This window comes from Flavobacterium sp. (genome assembly GCF_046296355.1).
GTDB lineage: Bacteria > Bacteroidota > Bacteroidia > Flavobacteriales > Flavobacteriaceae > Flavobacterium.
In genome coordinates this window covers 1-21,020 of the sequence record NZ_JBKBLM010000023.1, presented here as the reverse complement: position 1 = coordinate 21,020, position 21,020 = coordinate 1, and the positions used below count along the sequence as shown (strand labels likewise).

At 37.2% G+C, this 21,020-nt stretch carries 19 protein-coding genes and 1 tRNA gene; 10 read left to right on the top strand and 10 right to left on the bottom strand.

Annotated features, from left to right (window positions below; genetic code table 11):
- The first annotated feature begins 148 nt into the window (after window positions 1–148).
- From rmuC to ACK4HO_RS09580, 4 genes are all read left to right on the top strand, one after another.
- The gene (rmuC, locus tag ACK4HO_RS09595) at window positions 149–1,471 is read left to right on the top strand and encodes a DNA recombination protein RmuC (protein ID WP_409665252.1); all 1,323 of its coding nucleotides are present in this window, start codon (window positions 149–151) and stop codon (window positions 1,469–1,471) included.
- Window positions 1,464–2,012 (top strand): acyl-CoA thioesterase, encoded by a 549-nt coding sequence (locus ACK4HO_RS09590; protein WP_409665250.1) that lies wholly within the window; start codon window positions 1,464–1,466, stop codon window positions 2,010–2,012. The genes rmuC and ACK4HO_RS09590 overlap by 8 nt, the downstream gene beginning before the upstream one ends.
- A 111-nt stretch (window positions 2,013–2,123) precedes the next feature.
- Window positions 2,124–3,248 (top strand): hypothetical protein, encoded by a 1,125-nt coding sequence (locus ACK4HO_RS09585; RefSeq protein ID WP_409665248.1) that lies wholly within the window; start codon window positions 2,124–2,126, stop codon window positions 3,246–3,248.
- A gap of 34 nt (window positions 3,249–3,282) precedes the next feature.
- A complete protein-coding gene (locus ACK4HO_RS09580; RefSeq protein ID WP_409665246.1) occupies window positions 3,283–5,337 on the top strand; it encodes an FG-GAP-like repeat-containing protein in 2,055 nt (684 codons plus the stop codon).
- Window positions 5,338–5,413: 76 nt separating this feature from the next.
- Here ACK4HO_RS09580 and ACK4HO_RS09575 read toward each other — a convergent pair whose 3' ends face one another.
- Both ACK4HO_RS09575 and ACK4HO_RS09570 read right to left on the bottom strand, forming a co-directional pair.
- The gene (locus tag ACK4HO_RS09575; RefSeq protein WP_409665244.1) at window positions 5,414–6,253 is read right to left on the bottom strand and encodes a DUF5777 family beta-barrel protein; all 840 of its coding nucleotides are present in this window, start codon (window positions 6,251–6,253) and stop codon (window positions 5,414–5,416) included.
- A gap of 42 nt (window positions 6,254–6,295) precedes the next feature.
- The gene (locus ACK4HO_RS09570) at window positions 6,296–6,685 is read right to left on the bottom strand and encodes an OB-fold protein (protein ID WP_409665242.1); all 390 of its coding nucleotides are present in this window, start codon (window positions 6,683–6,685) and stop codon (window positions 6,296–6,298) included.
- A gap of 78 nt (window positions 6,686–6,763) precedes the next feature.
- Here ACK4HO_RS09570 and ACK4HO_RS09565 point away from each other — a divergent pair, with 78 nt between their 5' ends.
- Both ACK4HO_RS09565 and ACK4HO_RS09560 read left to right on the top strand, forming a co-directional pair.
- Window positions 6,764–7,132 carry a c-type cytochrome gene (locus tag ACK4HO_RS09565; RefSeq protein ID WP_409665240.1) on the top strand — a complete coding sequence of 123 codons (369 nt, stop codon included), beginning with the start codon at window positions 6,764–6,766 and terminating at the stop codon, window positions 7,130–7,132.
- A gap of 9 nt (window positions 7,133–7,141) precedes the next feature.
- Window positions 7,142–7,681, top strand: coding sequence for a YceI family protein (locus ACK4HO_RS09560; protein ID WP_409665238.1), 540 nt, complete (start codon window positions 7,142–7,144; stop codon window positions 7,679–7,681).
- 30 nt (window positions 7,682–7,711) lie between these two features.
- Here ACK4HO_RS09560 and ACK4HO_RS09555 read toward each other — a convergent pair whose 3' ends face one another.
- The 3 genes from ACK4HO_RS09555 to ACK4HO_RS09545 are packed head-to-tail and all read right to left on the bottom strand — an operon-like array spanning window position 7,712 to window position 9,637.
- Window positions 7,712–8,668 carry an ion channel gene (locus tag ACK4HO_RS09555; protein ID WP_409665236.1) on the bottom strand — a complete coding sequence of 319 codons (957 nt, stop codon included), beginning with the start codon at window positions 8,666–8,668 and terminating at the stop codon, window positions 7,712–7,714.
- A 9-nt stretch (window positions 8,669–8,677) separates the two neighbouring features.
- On the bottom strand, window positions 8,678–9,178 hold the full coding sequence (locus tag ACK4HO_RS09550) for a GNAT family N-acetyltransferase (RefSeq protein WP_409665235.1): 501 nt from the start codon (window positions 9,176–9,178) through the stop codon (window positions 8,678–8,680).
- Window positions 9,179–9,637: a DUF1801 domain-containing protein gene (locus tag ACK4HO_RS09545; RefSeq protein ID WP_409665233.1), complete on the bottom strand. Its 459-nt coding sequence runs from the start codon at window positions 9,635–9,637 to the stop codon at window positions 9,179–9,181.
- Between the two features lie 191 nt (window positions 9,638–9,828).
- Here ACK4HO_RS09545 and ACK4HO_RS09540 point away from each other — a divergent pair, with 191 nt between their 5' ends.
- Window positions 9,829–10,797 (top strand): DUF3667 domain-containing protein, encoded by a 969-nt coding sequence (locus ACK4HO_RS09540; protein WP_409665232.1) that lies wholly within the window; start codon window positions 9,829–9,831, stop codon window positions 10,795–10,797.
- A 2-nt stretch (window positions 10,798–10,799) separates the two neighbouring features.
- The gene (locus ACK4HO_RS09535; protein WP_409665230.1) at window positions 10,800–11,837 is read left to right on the top strand and encodes a M28 family metallopeptidase; all 1,038 of its coding nucleotides are present in this window, start codon (window positions 10,800–10,802) and stop codon (window positions 11,835–11,837) included.
- A gap of 57 nt (window positions 11,838–11,894) precedes the next feature.
- Here the strand turns inward: ACK4HO_RS09535 and ACK4HO_RS09530 are convergent.
- The 4 genes from ACK4HO_RS09530 to ACK4HO_RS09515 form a co-directional block, all read right to left on the bottom strand.
- A tRNA-His gene (locus ACK4HO_RS09530) sits at window positions 11,895–11,970 on the bottom strand.
- Between the two features lie 62 nt (window positions 11,971–12,032).
- Window positions 12,033–12,749: a bacillithiol biosynthesis deacetylase BshB1 gene (gene bshB1 / locus ACK4HO_RS09525; protein ID WP_409665228.1), complete on the bottom strand. Its 717-nt coding sequence runs from the start codon at window positions 12,747–12,749 to the stop codon at window positions 12,033–12,035.
- Between the two features lie 89 nt (window positions 12,750–12,838).
- On the bottom strand, window positions 12,839–13,903 hold the full coding sequence (locus ACK4HO_RS09520; protein WP_409665226.1) for an isochorismate synthase: 1,065 nt from the start codon (window positions 13,901–13,903) through the stop codon (window positions 12,839–12,841).
- On the bottom strand, window positions 13,903–14,325 hold the full coding sequence (locus ACK4HO_RS09515; RefSeq protein ID WP_409665224.1) for a PaaI family thioesterase: 423 nt from the start codon (window positions 14,323–14,325) through the stop codon (window positions 13,903–13,905). The genes ACK4HO_RS09520 and ACK4HO_RS09515 overlap by 1 nt, the downstream gene beginning before the upstream one ends.
- Window positions 14,326–14,496: 171 nt before the next feature.
- Between ACK4HO_RS09515 and ACK4HO_RS09510 the strand changes: the two genes are divergently transcribed.
- Together ACK4HO_RS09510 and purL are read left to right on the top strand one after the other, a co-directional pair.
- Window positions 14,497–16,035 carry a hypothetical protein gene (locus ACK4HO_RS09510; protein WP_409665222.1) on the top strand — a complete coding sequence of 513 codons (1,539 nt, stop codon included), beginning with the start codon at window positions 14,497–14,499 and terminating at the stop codon, window positions 16,033–16,035.
- Between the two features lie 98 nt (window positions 16,036–16,133).
- Window positions 16,134–19,808, top strand: coding sequence for a phosphoribosylformylglycinamidine synthase (gene purL / locus ACK4HO_RS09505; RefSeq protein ID WP_409665220.1), 3,675 nt, complete (start codon window positions 16,134–16,136; stop codon window positions 19,806–19,808).
- A 57-nt stretch (window positions 19,809–19,865) separates the two neighbouring features.
- Here purL and ACK4HO_RS09500 read toward each other — a convergent pair whose 3' ends face one another.
- Complete coding sequence (locus ACK4HO_RS09500; protein ID WP_409665218.1) at window positions 19,866–20,513, bottom strand: porin family protein; 648 nt, start codon at window positions 20,511–20,513, stop codon at window positions 19,866–19,868.
- Window positions 20,514–21,020: the final 507 nt, after the last annotated feature.

The window sequence follows — 21,020 nt, the reverse complement described above, 5'->3', positions numbered from 1 at the left end:
TTTAAGGTTTAAAATTGGTTGTACTATTTTATTGTTTGTATAATTTGACACTTTTCCAAAAACGATGCCAATTTAAAACATTTTTCAAAACACAAACCAATTTTAACCTAAATCTCTGTATATTTAAACTCTTATTCTTTAAAAATATATGAACGATAATTTAATGACCATCATCGCCTTTATCATTGCCTTAGCCATTGGACTTTTCCTTGGCAAGAAACTATTCGCCGCCCAATCTCAATCGGACAAAGCTTCTTTGGAAGAAAAAATTAATGGTTTGCTGCAACAAATTGAACAGTTAAAAAATCAAGTGAATCAAACGGTTCAAGAGCGGGAAAACATTCGCACCGAAAAAGAAGCCTTGGCGATTCAACTGTCGAAAAAAGAGACAGATTTTGAGAATCTTTGGGAACGCAACAAGGAGCAAAAAGAAGAAGTTGAGAAACTACAAGAGAAGTTTACCAAAGAGTTCGAAAATTTGGCCAACAAAATTCTGGAAGAAAAAACGACCAAATTCACTGAACAAAACAAAGAAAACCTAAAAAATATTTTAACGCCGCTTCAAGACAAAATTCAATTGTTTGAAAAGAAGGTCGAAGACACACACAAGGAAAGCATTGATTATCATGCGGCGCTACGCCAACAAATATTAGGCTTGCGCGAAATGAATGAGCAGATGAGCAAAGAAACATTGAACCTGACCAAAGCACTGAAAGGCGACAGTAAAATGCAAGGCAATTGGGGTGAACTGATTTTAGAAAGAGTCTTAGAAAAATCGGGCTTGGAAAAAGGTCGTGAGTATGAAGTACAGCAGAGTTTTGTAACCGAAGAAGGCAATCGTGTTTTCCCGGACGTTGTGATTAATTTACCTGATGGCAAGAAAATGGTTGTTGATTCTAAAGTGACGCTGACTGCCTATGAGCGCTATATTAATGAAGAAGATGATGATGCCAAAACCCAACATTTGAAAGAGCACGTAATGGCTTTAAAACGCCATGTTGATCAATTGAGCGAGAAAAATTACCAGGATTTGTATCAAATGGAGAGTCCTGATTTTGTCTTGCTGTTTATTCCGATTGAATCTGCTTTTGCTTTAGCCTTGAATGAAGACACTTCGCTGTACAACAAAGCTTTTGAAAAGAATATAGTGATTGTTACACCTTCTACCCTTTTGGCCACATTGCGCACAATTGACAGTATGTGGACGAATCAAAAACAACAAGAAAACGCTTTGGAAATTGCGCGTCAAGCCGGTGCTTTGTATGACAAATTCGAAGGTTTTGTTGGTGATTTGGTGAAGATTGGGAAGAAAATGGACGAAGCTAAAGTTGAGTACCAAGGTGCGATGAACAAACTCGTTGATGGTAAAGGAAACTTGGTGACCAGTGTTGAAAAATTGAAAAAAATGGGTGCCAAAGCCAAAAAAGCTTTACCCGAAAATATCTTAACCCGAGCTGAAAAAGATGAATAGCGAATTCAAATCCGTAGATGCTTCCAAAATTACCATAGCCGAATTGATGTTGCCCTCGCACACCAATTTCAGCGGTAAAATTCACGGTGGTTATATTTTGTCTTTACTCGACCAGATTGCGTTTGCTTGTGCTTCTAAATTCTCCGGACATTATTGTGTGACGGCTTCGGTTGATACTGTTAATTTTTTGAATCCTATTGAGGTTGGCGAACTGGTAACTATGAAAGCCAGTGTGAATTATGTGGGCAAAAGTTCGATGATTATAGGTATACGCGTAGAAGCAGAAAACATCCAAACCGGTGTTGTAAAACATTGCAATTCAAGTTATTTTACGATGGTTGCCAAAGACAAAAACGGCATCAATATTGCCGTTCCGGGATTGATTTTAGCCAATGATGAAGAAGTTAGGCGTTTTTGTAATTGTATTAAAATGATTTCACTCAAAAAAGATAAAGACCAACACGAAGAAGCATTTGATTACAAATCGAAAGAGGCTATGGAAAAACTTAAGAATTACCATGTAAAGTTATTAGAGTTTTAGAACAAAACTTGAACTATTCTTATTAAAATTAAAAAAAAATTGGGACTAATTAGATAATTAATAGGTTATTATAAAATTTTTATTATTTTTGGGTTGCATTTAAAAAATCATATGAAAAAGAATTACCTACAAGCACTTGTATTATTTTTAATTTTTACCGTTTTTACTTCTTGTTCCGACAAAGATGATGAGTACACACCTGTTTCTCCGGTGGTTGTAGACTTGACTCAAGTTCCTTATCCTAAATTATCGGACTATAAATTCTTTGAAGGTGAAATGAAGGATTTGATTCCTGCTTTAAATGTAATTCCTTACGAACCATCTAGTGTACTTTTTAGTGATTATGCCCACAAAAAAAGATTTGTTTGGATGCCAACGGGTATGAAAGCAACTTATGATGGCGATGCTAAAATTTTAGACTTACCAATTGGTGCTGTTTTGATAAAAAACTTCTATTACGACAATGTACAACCTGAAAATGTTACAAAAATAATTGAAACCCGAATCATGATTCGCAAAGATTCCGGTTGGATTTTTGCTGATTATGTTTGGAATGCAGAACAAACTGAAGCTTTCTTAGATTTGGCTGGAAGTTACACTCCTATAAGTTGGAAAGATGAAAACAATGTCATTAGAAGCGTGAATTACAGAATTCCGTCTGAAGTGCAATGTATCGTTTGCCACAAACAAAGAGTTGAAATTCCGGGCGGTGAGGTAACTACTTATATTCCTATTGGTATTAAACCACAAAATTTAAACTTCAATTACAACTACGGTTCCGTTTCCAAAAATCAATTGACCAAATGGATTGAACAAGGCTATTTAGAAGACAATTTTACTTTCCCAAGCGCTGAGAACACTGTTGTAAATTATGATGATACTTCTAAGCCATTAGAATCTAGAGTTCGTGCCTATTTTGACATTAATTGTGCCCATTGTCATGCCCAAGATAGACATTGTGATTACAGACCGATGCGTTTTGCCTACAGTGAAACAGGAAGTGCTAATGGTCATGCTAATATGGGTGTGTGTGTTCCAACGGCTGACATGCAGGATTTTCCGAGTGCTTACAATACCATTATCAAACCGGGGAATGTTGATCGATCAATGTTATATTACCGAATCAACACTACCGAAGAATCATATAGAATGCCACTTCACGGAAGAACATTAATACATGAAGAAGGTGTTGCCCTTATAGAAGAATGGATTAATTCATTAACCACTTGTCCATAAATAAAAATTTAATAAATCAACTAAACCATCAATAATGAAAAAAATTACTTTAATTATTGCCTTGCTTTTTGTAGCACAATTTACAAAAGCGCAAGACACTTGTGCTTCGGCACTTCCGATTACCGCAGGTTTGCATGTGGTTGGACCAATTAACGGGACGCAAGTTCCCACACCTTGTCAAGGTGGTGATGCCGTTCCGACAACCAATCGTGTTCCTGCCGGAGAATGGTATACTTATACACCAACTCAAAATTACACAGTTACCATATCTACAGATATCGCTCAAAACACTCCTAGAATTGATACTCGATTCCACGTTTACACTGGAACATGTGCGGCTTTGACTTGTTTTGGTGGAGATGATGATGGTGGTGCGAATTATTCTTCTGTAGATGTATTTAATGTTACTGCCGGTACCACTTACTACATTGCTTGGGATAATCGCTGGTTAACCACTCCAAACAATAATGGATTTACCTTCCAATTATCTGAAGCACCTATTGTGGTGCCACCGGTAATACCAATTACTTATGTAAGTCAAACTATAAGCACTATAAATAGTGGCTATAACATTTGTATGGTTGATATGAACGGAGATAATTTAGATGACATTATTGGTGTTAGTAATAATAATTTAAGAGTACACTATCAAGGAGCAGGCGGTACATTAACTGTAACAGATCATCCAATCACAGGAAGTAGCTTAATGCCTAACTGGAGTTTGGCTGCCGGTGATTACAACAGAGACGGATTCAACGACTTGATTTTAGGAAACGGAAGTGGTATTTCTATTTGGCGTTCAAACGCAGGTACTGGATATACTAGTATTACTCCTGGGCAATACATTTTCTGTCAAAGAACAAACTTTGCTGACTTAAATGATGACGGTAATTTAGATTTATTTTCTTGTCATGATATTGCACCAAACGTTTACTATTTAAATGACGGAGCAGGTAATTTAACTTATTATCAATCCAATACTACAACAGGAGCTATGAATTTAAGTTCCGGTGGTGGAAACTATGCTACTTTATTTACTGACTTTGATAATGATGGCGATACCGATATGTTTATTTCAAAATGTTCAGGACCTCCATGTCAGTTATTCAGATATGACGGAGGAAATACCTATACCAATGTTTCTGTAGAAACAGGAATAAATGTGACTCCGATTCAAACTTGGTCATCAGGAGTTGCTGATTATGACAATGATGGTGATATGGATATCATCATTACAGCCAGTGCAGGTACTCATAAATTTTTCAGAAACAATTTTGAAACAACTAATTCTTTAAGTGCATTTACAAACATTACTACCGGATCAGGTTGGGACACCAATACTTCAACCAATATTGACAATGTCTCTTACGATTTTGATAATGACGGTAAAGTAGATGTTTTAGGTGGTGGTAATAAGATCATGTTCAACCAAGGAAACAATACTTTTGCCGGTGTATCTTACACAGGTATTGGTGTTGGTGCAATCGGAGATTTGAACAATGATGGTTTCTTGGATATTCAAAATGGAAGTACAATTCGTTATGCAGTTCCAAACGGTAACAATTGGATTAAATTAGCTTTCCAAGGGATTCAAAGTAATAGAAACGGAATTGGTGCCAGAGTTGAAATCTACGGTGCTTGGGGCAAACAAATCAGAGATGTTCGCAGTGGTGAAGGTTTCAGATACATGAGTACGCTTAATGCTCATTTCGGTATCGGAACAGCGACTACAATTGATCAAGTAATCATCAGATGGCCATCGGGCATTGTTGATACTTATAACAATGTTACTCCTAACCAATTATTATTGGTTACCGAAGGCGCAACATTGGGGAACAACTCTTTTGAAAACTCTGTATTTACAGTGTACCCTAACCCGGTTAAAAACAATATCAACATCACCATGAATACTGCCAATCCTGTAGAATTCACATCAGCTCAAATATTTGACTTGAATGGAAGAATGGTACAAGAAAGTGGTGTTCAAAATCAAACAATCACCGTTAACCAATTGGCTACCGGAACTTATATTTTGATGTTGAAAGACACCCAAGGAAAAGATTACTCTCAAAAATTCGTGAAAGAATAATTCACCGAATTCTTATTCATAAAAAAAGTCCTCTTGAACAAAACAAGAGGACTTTTTATTTATAGTCTTATGTGATTTAGAATACTCTCAACAAATTAAATCCAAAGTAAACATCTCCTTTACCCCAATCGCCAGCTGTACTGCCTAAAAAACCAGCTTCATGCATTCCTTGAGAATTGCTAAAGTGCATTTGGAAAACGTGACCGCCGGTTTCTAAATCAACCCCAATAGAAAGTGGGTCGCGAAACGGCGAACTGCTTGAACGGTTCAAATGGGCTGCATAATCAATATTTAAAGACCAACGCTTAGCAAACTTATACCTTCCTCCCATTCCGATAGCATATTGACTGTTGTCTTGGTTGTCATCAATCACAAAATTTTCGTGAAAATAAGTTGGCGCCAACTCTAAAGACAAATTATTATTAAACTTTCTTGAAACCAAAAGTTGAGCAACATATGTCAACCGATTGTTAAACTCCATTTCCGGATAAAGGCTTTCCTTTAAAGTATTGTTAATGGTCAAACTGGTAAATCCTGCAATCGCAAAAGGGAATCCATTGGTTTCTTGAGATTTGAGTAAAAACTTACCCGAAAAATCATAAGCAATTTCGCTTCTCGCACCGCTGATAGTAAACCAATCGTTTAATCCGTATACAAACTTTAATTGGGTAACCGCATTATCCAATCCGTAGAAACCTTCGAAACCATCTTTAACAGAACCGAATCGGTGGGCAACTATAAAATACAAATCGCCTTTGGCGGCCAACTTAGTGGATTCGAGATTGACAATTTTTAATCCTTTAAAAGCAGATTCTACTTTGCTTTTTCCGGTAGCTGCGGTGTCAATTTCATTCAACAAATCGTCTTGGGCCATAACACTCAAGGGAAACAATAACAATAATAAAGCTTTTTTCATAGTTTGATAATTACATTTTTAAACAATTTTTTTTTTTAAATATTACTCAACCAAAGTGCATTGATCCATTTGAATTTCTTCAAGTAAATCATCAAAACCTACTAAACGTCCTTTTAAAGTAATAGAGTCTTGAGGTTTTATATTTTCAGGAAAATTATCGGTAAATCGGGCAGATAACTTTTCATCAATCGTTATGATTTTATTCTCCAAATCGATATTAGATATTTTCCCGCGTAAGGCTACCGTTTTGTCTAAATATTTAGCATTCGCCAAACTGTCATTCTCCGTAAAAGAAGTAAAAATATCCTGAACCGTGGTCGTAAAATTAGCCTCTTCAGAAGCTATGTCTCTATGATCTTGGTAAATGTATTTGTAGGTTCCAAAACCAACCACCAAAATAATAACTGCTAAAATGAAAACCTTTTTCTTCATAAAAACGTTAATTTATAATTACATAATGTAAACTTAAGTCATTTTATTTATTAAATTTATTCAAAAAAAATTAAAATCATGAAAAAGAATACCTTCTTAATTTCACTATTTGTTCTCGGCACAGTTCTTGTCAGCAGTTGTACCAATGATTCTTCTGATGATTTATCAGGCATTGACGGTCTTGATGAAGTAACTTATACCAACACTGTAAAAAGCATCATCGACAACCATTGTATCTCTTGCCACGCCGCCACACCGATAAACGGAGCGCCTATGTCATTAACAACATACGAAAATGTGAAACAAGCGGTTCTTGAACGCGGATTATTAAACAGAATATCCAGACCGCAAGGTGCGGAAGGCATGATGCCCAATGGCGGAACTCGTTTGCCGCAAGCGGTTATCGATCAAGTCTCTGCTTGGGCCAATCAAGGTTTAATCGAATAAACTATTGTTATGAAAAAAATATTGTTTTACAGTTTGTTATTTGTTTCTGCGCAAAGTTTTGCCCAAACAAAACTAGTGACCAAAACCGGAAAAATAACTTTTGAAGCTTCAGTGCCTGCTTTTGAAGAAGTAAAAGCCAAAAACGAAGCCGTAACTTGTATATTAAATCCGGCCAACGGAGAAATTGCCAGTTTGGCTTTGATGAAAGGATTTCGATTTAAAGTGGCTTTGATGGAAGAACATTTCAACGAAAATTATGTAGAAAGCGATAAGTATCCGAAAGCTACTTTTAAAGGTAAAATTGACAACTTTGATTTAACCAAACTTTCAGCAACGGCAAAAGATTATACCATTAAAGGCAAGTTAGAACTACACGGAAAAACAAAAGACATCACCATTATGGCAAAAATCAAGAAAACTGATGCCGGTGTAGAAATAGATTCTAATTTCTCGGTCAACACCGATGATTTTGATATTGAAATCCCGAGTGTAGTCAGTAAGAAACTCACCAAAAAAGTAGCCGTAACTTTAGATGTTACGCTTAAATAAAAAAATCCCCTGACAGTTCAGGGGATTTTTTTATAAAATCACTTTTTCAAATAAATTGAGTTTATCAATATGCAATACCGTTCGGTTGTCATCGGAGCTTCTGGAGAACATCGGTAGAAATTTGGCTCCAAAAACCACTTCACTAAAAGAATAAGAAGTGCGTTTAACCACAGTCGTACTAAACATATCATCAAAAACTTTTATAAACACTAAAATTTCACCGGTAATATTCTGAAAATCTTCTTGCGTCAAATTATATAACGGACTGTTTTCTGTAATCGGATGCACTAATGTCCAGCTCAAGGTCAACGCATTTACTTTTGACAATTCCAAATCGAGATTGTAGAACTTGTTAACTAGTTTACCATTATCTTCTATGGTCATTCCCAAAGTTATTTTGGCTTCAGCATCAGTAAGATTGGTGTTTTTAAATGGCGAAAGTCGAATCATAAGAGCTGTTCCATTACCAAAAGGTGCAATCAAAGCATTGTCCGAAAACATCAAAAAAGCTTTGGGCATACTGAATCTTCCATAGAACAAACCCGTTGCAATGGCAAAACTCAGCAAACCAAACAACGCTTCAACAGCCGCCAAAAAACTGGTTAAAAAACCACTCGGACTGATATGTCCGTAACCTACAGTCGTATAAGTTTGAATACTAAAGAAAAAAGCTTGTCCGAATTTATCCAGAGATGTTGTTGCGCTGATTCCTTTTAAATGCTCAACACCTATCATGTAATACATACTGGCAAAGCAAAAATTCACGACAAAATAAAACGAGACTATAATCAACATGAATTTCCAGCGCGGAATATTCACCATTGTATGGTACCAACTGATGCTGTCAAAAAAACCAATCCCGGTTTTCTTAACGTTGGCGTTACCGCTTTTCGTGATAAATCGACCGCCATAGCTGGTTGCATTGGTACCAAATCCGGTATTGCTATCGGGTTTTGCTTTGCTGTTTATTTTTTTTAGAAATGCCATTTATTCATTTTAAAGTATCGATTTTTCCATTACATAATCATCCATAACATAACCTTGACCAATATCGATTACCTCTTCTACTGTAATCTCAAAACCCAGTTTTTTATAAAAATGTTGTGCCGAATTGTATTTGTTGACATTCAGAAACAGCGCCTTGTTGTCTTGCCTTTTGGCTTCCTTGACTATATAATCCAATAAAACTTTGCCTATGCCTTTCCCTTGTTGGGTTGACAATATATAAATTTTGTGAATCTTGGTTTTACTTATTTGATTACAATTAAACTCATAGGATGCAAAACCAACTGCCCTACCGTTTTCTTTGGCCAAAATAAAATGATGCTGCTTTTCGTTGGCTTGCATTTGAAGCGATGCCACGCTGTACATCATGTTCATCATATAATCAAATTGGGCTTGACCCAAAATCGAACCGTAAGTTTTAGGCCAAACTTCGTTAGCAATCGCTCTGATATCGGTAAAATTGGAGTCGGTATTGTTTTCTATAACGATCATTTATTTTTTCTTAAAGGCTGATTCGTAGGTATTAATCCAATCTTGTACTGAGATTTTTTGCGTCATTTCCCCAATCAAATCATACGGAATATCGTCAAACTTCTTGAAACGCACACAGCTTTTTCCCATATCGAGTTTGTATTTGCATCGTTTCCCATATTCCGCCACAAACCAATCGTGCAGATTTTTATCGGCATAAATACCCATATGGTAAAAAGCAATGAAGTTTTTTTGCGAAGCCAAACCCATAAAAGGCAGCGGATCTTTGGGATTGCAATGATAGCCGTTTGGGTAAATAGAATGCGGCACACAATAGCCCATCATGCCATAACCCATCGACTCTTGAAAGCCTTTTGGCAAGTTGTCATTGATGGCTTTTCGGAGTTTTTGAATCACTTCTTTTCTGTCGGCAGGCAATTCATTTATATAATCTTCGGGAGTTAGCGCTTTAGATTGCATGGTTTTGGATTTTGTTTCTCAAAAATAGAAATAATTTTATAGATTTACCTATTGAATAGTATTACAAAGTTATGTCCAATAATCCGCTAAGAAAAGACAAAACGTGCTTAAATTGTCGTCACGTTGTTGAAAATAGATTCTGTCCCAATTGCGGTCAGGAAAACACTGATACCCGCAAAACTTTTGTTCAGTTGTTTATTCATTTTTTTGAAGACTTAACCCATTACGAAAACTCGTTTTGGAAAACCATCAGAAACTTAATTTTTAAGCCTTCATCGTTGACCAAAGAATACCTTTCGGGCAAACGAATGTCATACTTGGCGCCTATTCGGCTTTATATTTTTATCAGTTTTGTCACTTTCTTTTTGATTTCGGTTATACCGGACAGTAAAAGTGATGAAGTTGTTGAAGTGAATGAAACCGCAGCCAAAGAGCAAACCATTACAACTGACACTATTAAAATAGCACAAGACAATCTTGAAAAAAAGAAATGGATAGCCAACATGGAGAAAAATGGCTATATCGATAAGAAAGCCGCCGATTCGTTGCAAAAAGAAGTCACTCGAAGGGAAGAAAGGAATGACGGTAGCGATTATATGAATTTTGGTTATCATTCGGTAGAGCATTTAGACTCGATTCAAAAATTTGGCAAAGCCGATGAAAAACTCACTGATTTAGAGTACTGGGCCAACAAAAAAATCTTGTTGGTCAAAAAAGGAAATACCAAAGAAGAAGTTTATGAAAAGTTGAAGGAATCTGTCATTCGCAATATTCCGAAAGCTTTATTTATTTACATGCCTTTGTTTGCATTCATTTTATGGTTGTTCCAAAGCAAAAAGCGCTGGTATTATTTTGACCATGGTATTTTCACCTTACATTATTTTTCATTTTTATTATTGGCTTCTTTAATACTTGAATTGTTCAATTTCTTTTTTGAGTTGTTTGTCCAATATCAAATTATAAACATCATAAGCTACATAGTTGAATCGGTTATTATTGTCTACATGCTTTACTATTTTTTCCCGGCGCATCATCGTTTTTATGAACAAAGTAGGTTTAAAACCATAATCAAAGGTATCTTTATCTTTTTTATCAATCTGTTTATCTTAACCTTTATATTGATTGGGCTTTTCTTCTTTTCATTTATTAATATTCATTAACCATGACAAAAAAAATAATCACGCTATCATTACTCATTACACTATTTGTAAGCTGTAATATTCAAAAAGAAGTCGTTAAAACCACAACTGACTTCAAAGCCAATCCGAATACTTATATCAATGCCATTTCAACCGAAAGTTTGCGCACCAATTTAACTTATATCGCTTCCGACGAAACTGAAGGACGTGAAACCGGTAGTGACGGACAAAAAAAAGCCGGTAAATTCATGATTGATTTCTACAAAAAGAATGGTGTTTCTTTTCCAAAAGGAGCTAAAGATTATTACCAACCCGTTCCGGCTGCATTTTTAAATACCAAAAGAAATGAAAACCTTCCCGATTCAGAGAACATTTGGGCTTATATAGAAGGTTCTGAAAAGCCGGAAGAGATTGTTGTAATTTCAGCACACTACGACCACGTTGGGGTTAAAAACGGACAAGTATATAACGGTGCCGATGATGACGGTTCGGGAACAGTAGCTTTAATGGAAATGGCGGTTGCTTTTCAAAAGGCCAAAAACGAAGGTCACGGACCAAAGCGTTCCATTCTTATCCTTCACGTAACCGGTGAAGAACACGGTTTGCATGGTTCCCGTTATTATTCGGAGAATCCATTGTTTCCTTTAAAAAATACCGTAGCCGATGTCAATATAGACATGATTGGCCGTCGCGACGATTTTCACAAAGACAGTAATAATTATGTTTATGTCATTGGTTCCGATTATTTATCGTCTGACCTTTACAACATTTGCGAAAGCGTAAACAAAGAATACATCAATCTTAATATCGATTACAAATACAACGATAAAAGCGACCCAAATCGATTTTACTATCGTTCCGACCATTATAATTTTGCCAAAAATGGAATTCCATCCGTATTCTTATTCAACGGAACACATGCCGATTACCACAAAGCTTCGGATGAAGTAAGCAAGATAGAATTTGATGCCCTAACCAAACGCACGCAATATGCTTTTGCCATTGCATGGGAAATTGCCAATAGAAAAGATAAATTAGTTGTGGATAAGAAGGATGAATAATAAATCCACACCTAAACAAACAAAAAAAGTCCTGATTTCTCAGGACTTTTTATTTCTGGGTGAATGACCGGGTTCGAACCGGCGACCCTCGGTACCACAAACCGATGCTCTAACCAACTGAGCTACAATCACCATTTGTATTTCGAGTGCAAATATAGTGCAAAAGTTAAGTTTTGCAAAGATTTTTTATTTTTTTTAAATCAAATTCGATAAGCTATTGACAGCCAAATACCTTTCAGCGGTGAAACCTTCGGCATATTCTACGCCAACCAATCTACCGAAGTCTTGTGAACGATAATGAATGCTTTCTAAGAAGTTTTTGGTGGCAATCGGAGTCACAGGTTCATTAGAATTTTCAGAATAAAACTGAGAACCGTAAGCCAAGATAGCGGCTTCTTTTTTAGCGATAAAATCAGTGATATCCACCACAAAATCAGGCTCGATATTTTTCCATTGGATGTAATGATAAACTACTTTTGGTCGCCATGCTTCTTGTTCAACACCTTCATGAGTGGTTTCAATCTTTCTCAAACCCGATAAAAAACAAGCATCCGAAACCAATTTGCTGCCTTTGCCATGGTCAATGTGTCGGTCTTCCACTGCGTTGCAAATCACAATTTCCGGACGGTATTTTCTCAAACGCTTGATGATTTCCATTTGGTGTGCTTCGTCATTGACAAAAAAACCATCGCGCATGTCTAAGTTTTCCCTAACCGAAATTCCGAGAATTTCAGCCGCCAATTTTGATTCATTGTTCCTGATTTCCACTGAACCACGGGTGCCGAGTTCGCCACGAGTCAAATCGATAATGCCTACTTTTTTTCCGAGGGAAACTTCTTTGGCGATGGTGCCGCTACAACCTAATTCTACATCATCAGGATGTGCTCCGAAAGCAAGTATATCTAGTTTCATATTTCTATTTTTGTTGTATGTTATAAGTTCTGGGTTGTAGGTTGCTGCATTTTAACTTATAACTTGGAACCTACAACTTACAACTTTTTTTAATTCAAAACCTTCCTCATCGTCATCGATTTATTCACCGTTTCCGTAAATTCATCCGAAGGAACACTGTCTTTGGTAATCCCACAACCGATAAAAAGTACGGCTGTATCGCCAACAATTTTCATGCACCGCAAGTTAACAAACAAATCGGATTGTTCGGTTCGGAACGTGGTGAAATCGATATTCAACTCGCCTAAAAATCCGGAATAATATTCTCGCACGTAGTTTTCATTTTTTAAAATAAATGCTTTTGCGGATTCTTTTGGCAAACCACAAACAGCTGATGTTGGGTGCAATGTTGCTATGATTTCGCCTTTGGCTTTTTTTGATTTTATAGTCGCCGTTATATCGGTTTTTATGTGCCAAAGATTTCCTGCTTTGACAGAATACGGACTTGAAACAGTCATTTCACTGACTCTATCCTGCAAACCTGTTGTAATAAATTCGGTGACCAAGCGTTGTTCTTCGATTTCTTTTTCTTGCCAAATGACCGACTCCGAATTCGTAGCGACTTGCGTTCCGGCTAGCGCTACGGTTTGTAATGATTTTTGATTGATTTTCAAAAACTGTTCAGGCGTTGCTCCAATCCATAGTCCTATTTTCGGATGGTAAAAACAATATTTAAAAGCGCTCGGATAAAAAGAGATTAACTTTTTGAAAACCGCTTCTAAATCAAATTGTCGCAAAAGCACTTCTTCTTTTCGGGACAAAACCACTTTTTCAAAAGCGCCTTTGTGAATCGCATCGATACCTCTTTGAACCAAATTTTCAAAGACTATTTTGGCAGTTTCATCGATTTCTGGTGATATGCTATTGGGAACCAAATAATCTTTAACCGCTATCCTTTCCACATAAACATCCGATTCCTTTTGAGGAATAAACGGAATCAAATCGGCTTCAAAAGGAGCAAAAACAAATCCTTTAGCCGCAAAATCTTCCAGAAAATACAAATGGTCATTCTTTTGGAACAAACCAATCATTTTATCCGAATTGGTTTTGGCAAACAATACAAAAGGCAATTGCTGCTCTTGGTGTGTTTTGACTTTGATGAATAAATCGGTCATTATCTTCTTGGTAAAATCATATTGGTCAATTTACAAAGCGAAATGAGTTTGTCATTTTCATCGGTGATTTTTATTTCCCAAAGGTGAATACTTCTACCTTGGTGAATAATTCGGGCGGTACAATACACTATGCCTTCACGTTTACTTTTCAAATGATTGGCAGAAATCTCAATGCCACGCACTTCTTGTTTGTCGGTATTGATAAACATTAACGAAGCCGCACTTCCTACACTTTCCGCTAAAGCTACCGTTGCACCGCCGTGTAATAATCCCATTGGCTGGTGAACTCTGGAATTGACCGGCATTTTGGCGGTTAAAAATCCTTCTCCGGCGTCAATATATTCTATCTCTAAAGTTTGCATCAAAGTGTTATTACACCATTCGTTGCATAATTGGAGTATTTTTTCTTTATCAAATGACATAGCTTTTTTTTTGTAAAAATACTACTTATTTGGCACAGAGAAAAAAGCTGGTAAAATGAAAATACTAAAAATGCCTTTTTCTCGTTATTTGTAAAGTCAATCTTCAAATTTTCAAATTGACCTATTTTCAAATTAAACTTTAATACCTACATTTACCAAAATTCAACATACATGCGCAATATTATTATCCTTTTCATTGTTGGTTTAGCCATTTCCGTAAGCTCTTGTCGTGAAGACTTTCAATTCGAGCCCAGCACAGGCGATTTGACATTTTCCAGAGACACGGTTTATTTAGATACGGTTTTTGCCGATATCGGTTCGAGCACTTATACTTTGAAAGTGTATAATAAAAGTGATAAAGACATTAGCATTCCAACAATCCAATTAGGCAGAGGACAAGCTTCCAAATACCGCATGACGGTTGACGGTATGACAGGCGAAAACAACCGCGTGTTTCATAATGTAGAGTTATTAGCCAAAGACAGTTTGTATATTTTTATAGAAGTCACTTCTGATGTTGCTTCAGCCAATCCGACTGATTTCCTTTATACTGACCAAATCCAATTTGACAGCGGTGATAATTTCCAAAAAGTAGAATTGGTAACCTTAATACAAGATGCTTATTTCCTTTATCCTAAGAGATTTTCTGATGGTACCACTGAAACTTTGCCAATAGGTGATGACGAAGTGTATGGTTTCTTCTTGGATGAAAACGACCCGGTTAACGGCAACGAATATGTTTGGGGCAATGAGAAACCTTATGTGATTTATGGTTATGCCGCAGTTCCCACCGGAAAAACGCTTAATGTTCAACCCGGTGCAAGAGTCCATTTTCATGCCGAATCAGGTTTGATTGTCGGCAGTGGCGGTTCGTTAAGAGTTAACGGTCAATTATCCACCACAGAAGCGCTTGAAAACGAAGTCATCTTCGAAGGCGACCGATTGGAACCCGATTTTTCAGACATTCCGGGACAATGGGGAACAATTTGGTTAACAGACGGAAGTACCAACAATTATATTGAACATTTGACCCTGAAAAACGCCATTATTGGTTTATTAATCGACCACAATGACGGTACTACCACGACCATCAAAAACAGTCAAATTTATGATTGTTCGAATATGGGAATTTATGCTAAAACGGCAAAAATATATGGTGAAAACTTAGTCATTAATACTGCTGGCCAATATGCATTGGCTTGTACACTTGGTGGTAGTTATGAATTCAAACATTGTACTTTCAACAACAATTGGTCGAGTTCCCAGCAACTGGCAGTTAAAATTGACAATTATTACACAGACAATACGACCAACCAAGAAGTGGCTTTCGATTTAGAACAAGCCAATTTTTACAATTGTATTATTTTTGGTTCTAATCAAATTGAGTTGTTTTTAGACAAAAGCACAGTTAGTCCGGAAACCAATTGGACTGCACCCATTTTCAGCAAGTGCCAAATCAAATTCAACAACTCCAACAATCAGTTTACCAACAATCCTGATTATGCTTTTATTAATGACACTAACGAAATCATTAAAAACGGCACGCCTGATTTCTTGGATATTTTTAATAATAAATTGTTTATCGGAGCCGATTCGGATGCCAAAGACTTTGGCGTAAACGTAGGCGTTCCGAATGATATTTTAGGAAATTCGCGCAATGGTGTGTTTGATTTAGGTGCCTACAATTCGATTGTGTTTCCCGAGGATTAATTTTTTCAAAACTGATTTTGGGTTTCGTTTTTTTAGCCTAAATTTGCACCTATCTACCTGTCGGCAGACAGGCAACAACACACTAAAACAACAACACAATGATTCATTTCTTCGGAAACGAAAGTAATACCGTTTTTGCCGTGCAAACGCAAAACGAGCTTTCGGCAGAAACTATCTCAAAATTAAACTGGCTTTTTGACAACGCGCATAAAATAGAAAAATCCGTCCTGACGGATTTTTTTGTTGGTCCACGTGCCGCTATGGTAACCCCTTGGAGCACCAATGCCGTTGAAATTACTCAAAATATGGGTATTGAATGCATCATTAGAATTGAAGAATTCGAAAAGGTCACGACTGATTTTACAGACTTCGACCCAATGCTTTCACAAAAGTACAGCGAGCTGACCCAAGATATTTTCACCATTAATATCCAGCCGGACCCTATTTTAGAGATTGAAGATATTGCCGCTTACAACCAACAAGAAGGTTTAGCTTTAAGTTCAGAAGAAGTCGATTATTTGAATGGTGTGGCGCAGAAAATTGGGCGTAAACTGACCGATTCAGAAGTTTTTGGTTTTTCTCAAGCCAATTCGGAACACTGTCGTCACAAAATCTTCAACGGCACTTTTGTCATTGACGGAGAAGAAAAAGAGACTTCTTTATTCAAACTCATCAAAAAAACATCTGCCGAAAATCCAAACGATATCGTTTCGGCTTATAAAGATAACGTGGCTTTTGTCAAAGGACCAAGAGTGACACAGTTTGCACCAAAAAGTGCCGACAAACCTGATTTTTACGAAAACAAAGAATTTGATTCGGTGATTTCCTTAAAAGCAGAAACACATAATTTTCCAACCACAGTTGAACCTTTTAACGGAGCCGCAACCGGTTCGGGTGGAGAAATTCGTGATAGATTAGCCGGTGGACAAGGTTCATTACCGCTAGCCGGAACTGCTGTTTATATGACCGCATATTCTCGTTTGAAAGACAATAGAACTTGGGAAAATGGAATGACCGAAAGAAAATGGTTGTACCAAACGCCGATGGATATTTTAATCAAAGCTTCCAATGGTGCTTCCGATTTCGGGAATAAATTCGGACAACCTTTGATTACCGGTTCGATTCTAACCTTTGAACACCAAGAACCGTCCGAATTTGAGGATGAACCAAATACAAACAGAAAGCTTGGTTACGACAAAGTTATCATGCAAGCCGGTGGCATTGGCTACGGAAAATTAGACCAATCCATCAAAAAGAAACCGAGTGCCGGAGATAAAATCGTTATCCTTGGTGGAGAAAATTATAGAATTGGTATGGGTGGCGCAGCAGTTTCTTCTGCTGATACCGGTGCTTTTGGTTCCGGAATCGAATTAAATGCCATCCAACGTTCGAATCCTGAAATGCAAAAACGCGCGGCTAATGCCATTCGCGGTTTGGTGGAAAGCGATAACAATCCTATCGTTTCTATTCACGATCACGGTGCTGGAGGACATCTGAATTGTCTTTCTGAATTGGTAGAAGAAACCGGTGGTTTGATTGATTTGGATAAATTGCCTGTCGGTGACCCAACGCTTTCTGCTAAAGAAATCATTGGCAACGAATCTCAGGAAAGAATGGGATTAGTCATTGGTCAAAAAGACATCGACACTTTACAAAGAATTGCAGACAGAGAACGTTCTCCAATGTATCAAGTTGGTGATGTAACCGATAACCAACGCTTCACTTTTGAAAGCAAAACGACCGGTGCTAAACCAATGGATTTCGCTTTAGAAGACATGTTTGGCAGTTCGCCAAAAACCATTATGGCGGATAAAACCATCGATAGAAATTACACCGATTTAGAATATAGTAGCGATTATATCCAAGATTATTTAAGAGATGTCTTGAAATTGGAAGCTGTGGCTTGTAAAGATTGGTTGACCAATAAAGTCGACCGTTGCGTTGGCGGAAAAGTGGCCAAACAACAATGCGCCGGACCATTACAATTGCCTTTGAACAATGTAGGTGTGATGGCTTTAGATTTTAACGGAAAAGAAGGCATTGCGACTTCAATCGGTCACGCTCCTATTTCGGCTTTAATTAATCCTTCAGCCGGAAGCAGAAATGCCATTGCCGAAGCTTTATCGAATATTGTTTTCGCTCCGTTAAAAGAGAATTTAAAAAGCGTTTCCTTGTCAGCCAACTGGATGTGGGCTTGTAAAAACGAAGGTGAAGATGCCCGTTTGTACGAAGCGGTTCAAGCTTGTTCTGAGTTTGCTATCGAATTAGGCATCAACATTCCTACCGGAAAAGATTCACTTTCCATGAAACAAAAATACCCGAACGACGAAGTAATTGCACCGGGAACGGTAATCATATCTGCGGCCGGAAACTGTTCGAATATTACTAAAGTAGTAGAACCTGTTTTACAAAGAAATGGCGGTTCGATTTATTATATCAATTTGTCGCAAGACGAGTTTAAATTGGGCGGAAGTTCTTTTGCGCAAGTATTAAATAAAATCGGAAACGATACGCCAACTATAAAAGATGCTGCTTTCTTCAAAAAAGCCTTCAATACTATTCAAGATTTAATCAAAGACCGACAAATTTTGGCGGGACATGACATCGGAAGCGGTGGTTTGATTACGACTTTATTAGAAATGTGTTTTGCCGATAATCATTTAGGCGCTAAAATTGATTTCAGTTCATTTGAAGAAAAAGATTTGGTGAAAATCTTATTCGCAGAAAATATTGGTTTGGTACTTCAAGCGAAAGAAGATGCCATATTCGAAAAAGCTTTAGCCGGAATCGAGTTCTTCAAAATTGGAAAAGCTGTATCAACAGCTACTTTAGACTTTGGACATTTGACATTCGACATTCCGACTTTAAGAGATGTTTGGTTTGAAACTTCTTATTTGTTAGACCAAAAACAATCCAAAAACAATAGGGCTAGAGAGCGCTTTAACAACTATAGCCATCAAGCATTACAATACCAATTCCCAAGTCATTTCACTGGTTTAAAACCCGTAATTGACGCTTCAAAACCACGCCCAAAAGCTGCAATTATCCGCGAAAAAGGAAGTAATTCCGAACGCGAAATGGCCAATGCGATGTACTTGGCCGGATTTGATGTCAAAGACGTACACATGACCGATTTGATTTCGGGACGTGAAACTTTGGAAAATATACAATTCATTGGAGCCGTTGGTGGTTTCTCGAATTCGGATGTATTAGGTTCAGCTAAAGGTTGGGCCGGAGCGTTTTTATACAACGAAAAAGCCAACACTGCTTTAAAGAACTTCTTAAAACGCGAAGACACTTTATCAGTAGGAATCTGTAATGGTTGCCAATTGTTCATGGAATTAGAAGTCATCAATCCGGAACACAAGATTCACGGAAAAATGAAGCACAATGATTCCCACAAACACGAAAGTATTTTTACTTCGGTTAAAGTACAAGAAAACCATTCGGTGATGCTAAAAACACTTGCTGGAACTACACTTGGCGTTTGGGTTTCGCATGGCGAAGGAAAATTCCATTTGCCTTACGAAGAAAGTCAATATAACATAGTAGCCAAATATGCTTACGAAGGTTATCCGGCCAATCCAAACGGTTCCGATTACAATACCGCAATGATGTGCGACAAAACCGGAAGACATTTGGTGATGATGCCACACATTGAGCGTTCTACTTTCCCATGGAATTGGGCGCATTATCCAAGTGATAAAAAAGACGAAGTTACTCCATGGATTGAAGCTTTTGTCAATGCCAGAGAATGGATTGAAAAACAATAAATCATATAAAAAAAGCTCCTAAATTCAGGAGCTTTTTTATTTACATCAATCATTATTCTAAAATCTGTAACCAATCGTGGCTTGGTACCACATATTTTTATACCGTGGGGTATCCGAAGTTCCGTCACCATTATTGTTTTTCACATCCCAACCGGCTCTTAGACCATAAACTATTTGATCAATATTAAAATCGACACCACCTGCAAGTCCGTAGATGTTTTTTTCAATATTAGCATTACTGAATTCATTTTCCTGTGTAGCCGAAATGGTCCCACCCTCAAATTTATCCGTTTGTTTCATTAAATAGGAAAACTGCGGACCAAATAAAATCGATATATTCTCAACCGGCTTGAAACTAACATAAATTGGGACATCAATAAAGTTAGAAGTTCTGGTCATTTCATAACTACTCCCCAAAAAAGTACCGGTAGATTTAAATCCTTTTTGCGAGAATAAAACCTCCGGCTGAATCCCAAAATACCTCCCAAGAGGAAGTGAAAGAAAACCGCCAATAGCAAATCCTAATTTAGAATCGGCAACAAAATTTTCTCCTTCTGAGTCATAAACATTGGAGAGATTAACACCTCCTTTTATCCCTAAGGATATTTGTGAACGGTTATCAGTTCTTGTCTTCTCACCTGCTTGTGCGAAAGCATCCGTTGTTGATAGCGTAATCATTGCGATTACCATAATTACTCTTTTCATAGTTCTAATAATTTAAAGTTATAAGTAAAATTTAGGGCCAATGATTGTCTGTTTAAAAGAATAATGACATTGTAAATTTCGCTATAAAGCCTCCAACACTTCTTACAGAACTATGCTTATCATTTACATAATTATGGCGTGCCCCTTTGGGCCGGGCTGTCCGGGTTACAAGGTAACCTCTCCCATCCCTCACGCAATTAGTCTTAAATTGATAATTTCTCCAAACAAATAACAATAGTATATACAGTATTTCCCTGAATTCGAAGAATTTATAAAACAAAAAACCTTGTCCAAATAAATGAATAGGGCTTTCCTTCGTCATTTCGCTACGCTCGGGAAAAAAAAAGACGGCATTTGATATTAAGAGGAGGAAGCCAGTGGGCTTCAGGCCTGCCTGCCGGCAGTCAGGTACGCGAACTTGAGTTCGCCTATAAGTATAAAACAAAAAACCCTATCCAAATAAATGAATAGGGTTTTATAAAAAAAGGCGGCGACATACTCTCCCAC